Raw genomic sequence first — 6724 nt, 5'->3', positions numbered from 1 at the left:
TCGCCGTTGGGTTCGCTCCGCATTGCCCCCGTTGCCTGCACACCATGGAGCCACGTCGGCAGCGCTCGGCCGACGTCTGGACGTGCCCGGGATGCGGTCTCGTCCGGATCGCGTGATCGACGGCTACGCTGACCCCGTGCTCGTCACCCTGCTCATCACCGTCGTCGCCGTGGTCTGCGCGGTCCTCGTGGGCTTCATCGCTCGGCAGGTCCTCGGCACGCCGGTCGGGTGGCCGCGGAGCATCGTCGTCGGCCTGCTCGTGTTCTTCGTCGGAGTCCCTTTCGCCGGGTGGGTGCTCAGGCAGACCGGGCTGCCCACGTCGGCGGTTCCCACGCGGGACGAGGACATCTGGCTCTGGCTCGGGCTCATCGCGCTGTCGATCAGCTGGGTCTTCGCCATCGGGGTCGCGGCACTCGTGGCCAGCGAGGCGATCTTCCCGACCCGGCCGCTGCCGAATCCAATCGACGTGATCCGCGCGGCCCTGCGTCGGCGCAAGCGCACGCGTCGGTACATCCAGATCTTGACCATCGCGTCGCGGCACGGGGTGGGATGGCTCTTCCACGGCGGTCACACGCGCGTCGAACGCGAACTGAGCACCTCAGAAGAACGCGCGCGCGCGATCGTCGCGACCATCAACGACGCCGGCGTGAGCTTCGTCAAGCTCGGCCAGGTGCTCTCCACGCGCCGGGACCTCATCCCCGAGCCCTACCTGAGCGCGCTCGCCTCCCTGCAGACGAGCGCCACGACGCTCCCGTGGGAGACCATCCGCGAGGTCATCGAGACCGACCTGGGGCGCCCCGTCGACGAGGTGTTCACCGAGGTCGACCCGATCCCGCTCGCCGCGGCTTCGGTGGCACAGGTGCACCGGGCGGTGCTCCGCGACGGCAGCCGCGTCGTGGTCAAGGTGCAACGCCCCGTTGCACGGGCGCAAGTGGAGGCGGACGCCGACATCATCGGTCGTCTCGCCCACCGCGCGGAGGCGCGCACCCGGGTCGGTCGCGACCTGCGCATCGAATCGGTCGCCCGCGGGTTCACGACGACGCTCCTGGAAGAGCTGGACTACCGCGTCGAAGCGCGCAACACCGAGATGATCCGAGCCACGATCGACCGGATCGATTCCGCTGAGCCCGCGCGCCGCGGAGTCGTGACCGTGCCCGCCGCATTCCCCGAGGCCTCGAGCCCCCGCGTCCTGACGATGGAACTCGTCGACGGCGTGGCTCTCGGCGACGCCGTCGACCGGCTGGCGGCACTGTCGGCAGAGGAACGCGACCGGCTGGCGGAGGCGCTGATGACGACCGTCATCGAGCAGATCCTCGTGTACGGCGTCTTCCACGCCGACCTCCACCCGGGCAACGTGCTGCTCAAGCGCGACGGAACCCTGGGCCTGATCGACTTCGGCGCGGTCGGTATCATCGAACGCAGCACGCGACAGCACATGACGGCGTTCCTGCTGGCAGCGCTCAGCGAGAACGACGTGGCGGCGACCGATGCGCTCCTCCTGATCGTCGCCGCGCCCGACGACGTGGACCTCAACGCCTTCCGCCACGACGTCGGGGTCGTCCTCACGGCAGAGAATCTGCGCAGCGGCGGCCAGGGATCGATCTTCACCCGCATTGTCGACGTCATCCGCCAGCACCGGATCGCCCTCCCCGGGGAACTGGCCTCGGCTCTGCGCAGCTTCGCCACCCTGGAAGGATGCTTGCGCGTGATCGTCGAGGACTTCGACATGGTCGGTCGTGCCCTCCCGCTCATGCCGAGCCTGTTGCGGCGGACGCTCTCGCTCACGCGCACCGCGACCGATCTCCAAGCCGCCGCGGTGATCTCGCTCGCTCGGATGCAACGGATGCCGCAGCGTCTCGAGGCGCTCCTCACCGGCATCGAACGGGGGTCCATCGGCATCACCTTGCGGTCCGACGACGGCACCGACACCAGCGGCATCCTGACCCGGATCACCTCCGAGATCGCCTCGACGCTGGTCTCGATCGCCGCGGTCGTGATCGCCGTCGTCCTCATCGTCGCGGGCGGCGGCCCGGTGTTGGGTGGGTCGGTCACCCTGTTCTCGGTCCTGGGCGCGGTGATCGGCCTGTTCGGTTTCCTCGGGCTGCTCCGCGTCGTCCGACGCACATTCAGCCGTCGACGCTGACTACCACATCCGTTCTGCGCGCGTCAGTATCCCTACCGGGAGCGGGAGGGCGCTACAGTGACGACCAGCTACCCGTTGTGCACCACCGGACTCCAAAGGAGAAGTCCCATGGTCTTCGTCGCCGCCGCCATCGCTGTCGGCATCCTCACCTGGATCCTTGCCGCTCTCGCGGCCGGGATCGGCCTCGGCCGGATCATCGCCCGCGCAGATAGCGAAGAGGGCCATGCCCTGGACGCTCCCGCCCCCGCGGAGCTGAGCGGAGCCGCCACCCTCTGAGTGCCGCGTCCGAGAGTCGGAGCGCGAACGTCGCCGGACCACCGCGAGCACGGGCCCCGCGTCCTCGGCGTCGAGGCCGACACCGTTGTCAGAGCGAGCGGCACCGTCATGATCGCACCCAGGCGCTCGCTCCACCGTCGGGGCCCGCGACATCGGGCGTGAGCCCCACGTTCACCGCGGCACGGCACCGGCCGCCGATCGCGCCCGCATCTCTCGCCGAGTGCGGGGAACCGTGGTGGGGGGCGTCACGCCCGTCCCGATGACCGGCAGCGCGGCGATGCGACGAGCGATCGCATCGACGGCGGCGACCGCGTGACGTTCGAACTCCGTCCAGACGGCCGGCTCCCGCCCGATCGGGTCGACGAGATCGTCGTCGGCCGGAGTGCCGGGGCGCACGCGTGTGCGGCGCCGCGCCGCCCACCGCACGAGAGAGAGCCAGTCGTCCGCCTGACTCCCCTGCCCGTCATCGACTTGGAGGAGCCGGGCGAACTCGCGCACGGTGAAGGTCGAATCCAGCAGATCGGGGCGCATGTCCAGGACGACGCGTCGGTGAATTGCAGCCGCGCACAGCACGGTGGTTCCGGGCTGCAGCATCGACTCGCCGAGTCGGCGCGTGCGGTGCTCCCCGAGATCGAGTCCGTGCGCGCGGGCGATGTCGACGACGCGCGCTTCGGCCGGCCGTCCCGGTCGCGCTGCCGAGCCCGCGCTGCCGATGTCCAGTCGGGGGACGCCGATCGGTTCCAGACGGGCCCGCAACAGGTGCTCCACGAACGGCGATCGAATGGCATTCGCGGTGCAGACGACCAAGACGCACGCCGACGTCGGGGATGCGATCACGGAGGCCTCACTTCGCTCGGGGGAAGACGCCGACCGGTCCAGTCCATCGCCCGCCCGGACGCCACCGGACACTCCCGCGAGCGACGTCCCCCGGGCGACCCCGGGTGAAACGCAACGAGGTCGAGACCTCGTCCGCGCGTCACGACGACAGCGCCGCCCGGACCTGCGGATCGCCGTCGAGCACGCGACGCAGCTCGCGTGCCCCCTCGAGGGTCAGCGCCAGACCGGTGCCGCTGGCGGCCTCGATCACGAGCCAGGTGTCTTGGTCGGTCACGCGCCGCAGCAGACCCACTTCCACTTCGGCGTCGACTCCCGGGCCCCTCTCGTCGACGGCACGAACACGCGCAGAGAAGGCCACGCCGTCACTGCGATGCGCCTCGTCATCGGGATGCGCCGTCTCGCCGTGCCGAGTCGTGCACCACGCGAAACCGCAACGCCGAGCGCGGCGAGGGGGGCGGACGTCGAACTCACTCATGCCGGACACCTCTTTCTCCGGGTCGTCCGCGCGGACGACCCGATCGTCGGTGGGCACGGAGGAAGTGAAGCACGAGCCTCCGACACCGCCGTCAGCGCCCGGGGGCGACCCCCTCCGGCGGCGGAGGCAAGAGCTCGGTGAGAGAGATGTCCAGCACCTCGGCCAGACATACGATCGTGCGCAGACGCGGGTTCGCGGGGGTCCCGGGGTTGGATTCGCCGCGCTCCAGCTTGCGATAGGTGAACGTCGCCAGCCCCGCCGCGTGAGCGACGTGCTCCTGAGAGAGGCCTTTCTCGGCCCGCGCATGGCGAAGGCTGGCGCCGAAATCGCGGGCGAACTCGGTCCAGGGATCGGGCACGTCGGTCATGCATCCAGCTTGTCCGTCCGCATACGCCCACATGAACATGTATGCATGCCTCACCTTCGACACGCGAGAACAACGGCGCCCGAACGAGGAGGGTGACGAGCGATACCGGCGAGGTGAATGTCGAGGCGATCCCCCGGGCGGCGGCGCCCGCCGCCGCCGCGAAGGAGCGAGGACGCGCCGCCGCAATCGAGCCGCCGACAGCGTTCACCCTTCCGTCGTCCTACCGGCATCCATGCTCCCCCCGCTCACCGAGTGGCAGAGTGCCCGGACCCCGCGCCTCCTGTTCCAGCCCAGAGGCGCATCATCTCCGGCCACTGAGCCCGATCAGCGGAGTACCCATGGATCTCGCCACCTCCTCACTCAGTTCACCAGCCCTAGCCAAGACCTTCACCCGGGCGCGCCCCGTAAGAAGAAGAACCTGGCAGGCCCACTACGCCGCGTTGCTCACGGTCGTCGACGCCGTGGTGGTGGTCGCCGCCGTCTTCGGCACGCAAGTGCTCTGGCTCGGCCCGCTGCCCACCGGCGTCAGCGCCGTCCCGATCGATTACACGACGGTGTCGGCCCTGCTCAGCCTCGCGTGGCTGCTCGCGCTGACGCTGTGGGGCACTCGACTGCCACGCGTCATCGGCCACGGCGTCGCCGAACATCGACTCGTCCTGGCCGCGTCCGTCCAACTCTTCGGCCTCGTCGCGATGGTGGCCTATCTCAGCGGGATCGACCTCTCGCGCGGGTACTTCCTGCTGAGCCTGCCGGCGGGGACCGTGACGTTGCTGGCCGCGCGCAGCGCCTGCCGGTCCTGGCTCGTCGCCCGACGCCGCAAGGGCGCCATGTCGGCACGCGTGGTTCTCGTCGGCAGCGCCGACGAGAACGCCCGCGTGGCCGGGGAGATCGCGCGCCAACCCGGAGTCGGGCTGACGATCGTGGGACTTCATCCGCTCGATGCGGACCACGTCCAGGGCTGGACAGATGGGCACGCCCGCCTGCTGCGGAGCCGGCTCGGGGAGCTCGACGCCGACAGCGTCCTCGTCACCGGGGGAAGCCACCTCGACGCGCACGACATCCGACGGATCGGATGGGGCCTGGAGCCCGGGCGGGAGCACCTGATCGTCGCGGTGAACCTCACGGACGTCGCCGGTCCGCGCATCCACACGCGACCCGTCGCGGGACTCCCCCTCGTCCACGTCGAGACGCCGCAGTACTCCACCCGCCAAAGGGTGCTGAAGCGAGCCTTCGACATCGCCGGATCCGGGCTCCTGCTGATCGCTCTCAGCCCGGTCCTCCTCGTCCTCGCCGCCCTGGTGCGTCTGTCGGGCCCGGGTCCGATCCTGTACCGCCAGGAACGCGTCGGCCAGGGCGGGGTCCGCTTCGGCATGTTCAAGTTCCGGTCGATGGTGGACGGCGCCGATGCCCGCCTATCGGAGTTGCTCGCGCAGCAGGGACGGGACGGCGCGCCGCTGTTCAAGGTCGAGAACGACCCCCGCATCACCCCCATCGGCCGGATTCTGCGCACGTATTCGCTGGACGAGCTCCCCCAGCTCTTCAATGTGCTGCTCGGTCAGATGAGCTTGGTCGGCCCGCGCCCCCAGCGCGACGCGGAGGTCGCGTTCTACGACGACGACGCCCGTCGGCGCCTCATCGTGCGCCCGGGCATGAGCGGTCTGTGGCAGGTCAGCGGTCGCTCGACCCTGTCGTGGGAGGATGCCATCCGCCTCGACCTCTTCTACGTCGAGAACTGGTCGCTCGTGGGCGACATCGTGATCCTGTTCCGCACCGTCAAGGCGGTCGTCGCTCCGGGCGCGACCGCCCACTGATTCCGAACGACGAAGGCGCCGGTTCCCGAGGGGACCGGCGCCTTCGTCGTTCGGTGTCCGTCAGCCGCGCGGGCGGCGGCGGGACGTGCGCGCGTCGTCGCCCGGAACGGGCGTGCTGGGCTCGTTTGGTTCACCAGCGGGATCACCCGCGAGGGAAGACGCCTTCCGCCGCTGCGAGAGCGTGCGCAAGCCGCTGACGTTGGACGGCGGCAGCTCGGACGGCCGTCGACGCGGCCCGGGCACGACGTCATCGGGTTCGACCTCAGCCCCGGAGCCACGTCTCCACGGACGCCGCCACCACGGCTTCCCGCCTCGGGTGCTGGGCGCGCCGTAGCCGTAATAGCCGCCGTACTGCGACCCGTAGTAGCTCGAGTCGGCACCCCGCAGCGGAACGCGGTTCAGCACGACACCCAGGAGTCGTCCGCGGGTCTTGGCGAGGTTCTCGACCGCGCGGGCGAGCATGTCGTCGGTCGTCCGTCTGGCAGTGACGACGAGCACCGCGCCGTCGGCCCAGCTCGCGATGACGGCCGCGTCGGCCACGGCGAGGGTCGGCGGGGAGTCGATGATCACGACGAGGTCGTCGGCGAGCTTCCGCGCGAGCTGCTGCATCCGCTGCGAACCGACCATCTCGCTCGGGTTGGGCGGAGTGCGCCCGGCCGCCACGACGAAGAGACGCCCGTGCTCGTCGACCTGGTGCGCCACCTGCTCGATCTGGGCGCGGCCGGCGAGGACGTCGGACAGACCGACGTCGTCGGAGAAGCCGAACGTCGCCCCCAGCACCGGCCGCCGCAAGTCGGCGTCGATGAGGATGACGG

The 6724-nt window shown here is 70.4% G+C and carries 8 protein-coding genes; 4 read left to right on the top strand and 4 right to left on the bottom strand.

Annotation, left to right across the window (positions count from 1 at the left end; translation table 11 throughout):
- The first annotated feature begins 44 nt into the window (after positions 1–44).
- From LQV45_RS35895 to LQV45_RS15135, 3 genes are all read left to right on the top strand, one after another.
- On the top strand, positions 45–116 hold the full coding sequence (locus tag LQV45_RS35895; protein ID WP_374208222.1) for a hypothetical protein: 72 nt from the start codon (positions 45–47) through the stop codon (positions 114–116).
- Positions 92–2143: an ABC1 kinase family protein gene (locus LQV45_RS15140; protein WP_374208221.1), complete on the top strand. Its 2052-nt coding sequence runs from the start codon at positions 92–94 to the stop codon at positions 2141–2143. Before LQV45_RS35895 ends, LQV45_RS15140 begins: the two co-directional genes overlap by 25 nt.
- 108 nt (positions 2144–2251) lie before the next feature.
- Positions 2252–2419 carry a hypothetical protein gene (locus tag LQV45_RS15135; RefSeq protein WP_230007742.1) on the top strand — a complete coding sequence of 56 codons (168 nt, stop codon included), beginning with the start codon at positions 2252–2254 and terminating at the stop codon, positions 2417–2419.
- Positions 2420–2590: 171 nt separating this feature from the next.
- Here the strand turns inward: LQV45_RS15135 and LQV45_RS15130 are convergent, their stop codons facing one another.
- From LQV45_RS15130 to LQV45_RS15120, 3 genes are all read right to left on the bottom strand, one after another.
- Positions 2591–3256, bottom strand: a complete 666-nt coding sequence (locus tag LQV45_RS15130; protein WP_230007741.1) for a hypothetical protein — start codon at positions 3254–3256, stop codon at positions 2591–2593.
- Between the two features lie 139 nt (positions 3257–3395).
- Entirely contained in the window at positions 3396–3788 is a 393-nt protein-coding gene (locus LQV45_RS15125; RefSeq protein ID WP_230007740.1) for a hypothetical protein, read from the bottom strand.
- 34 nt (positions 3789–3822) lie between these two features.
- Complete coding sequence (locus LQV45_RS15120; protein ID WP_138177004.1) at positions 3823–4098, bottom strand: helix-turn-helix domain-containing protein; 276 nt, start codon at positions 4096–4098, stop codon at positions 3823–3825.
- A 338-nt stretch (positions 4099–4436) separates the two neighbouring features.
- Between LQV45_RS15120 and LQV45_RS15115 the strand changes: the two genes are divergently transcribed.
- Entirely contained in the window at positions 4437–5909 is a 1473-nt protein-coding gene (locus LQV45_RS15115; RefSeq protein ID WP_230007739.1) for a sugar transferase, read from the top strand.
- A gap of 60 nt (positions 5910–5969) precedes the next feature.
- Here the strand turns inward: LQV45_RS15115 and LQV45_RS15110 are convergent.
- The coding region (locus tag LQV45_RS15110; RefSeq protein ID WP_230007738.1) for a CpsD/CapB family tyrosine-protein kinase at positions 5970–6724 on the bottom strand (755 nt) is incomplete at its 5' end.

Source organism: Microbacterium sp. Bi128, from assembly GCF_918698205.1.
Note: the sequence above shows the minus strand (reverse complement) of the source record. Positions and strands in the feature narration are given on the sequence as shown.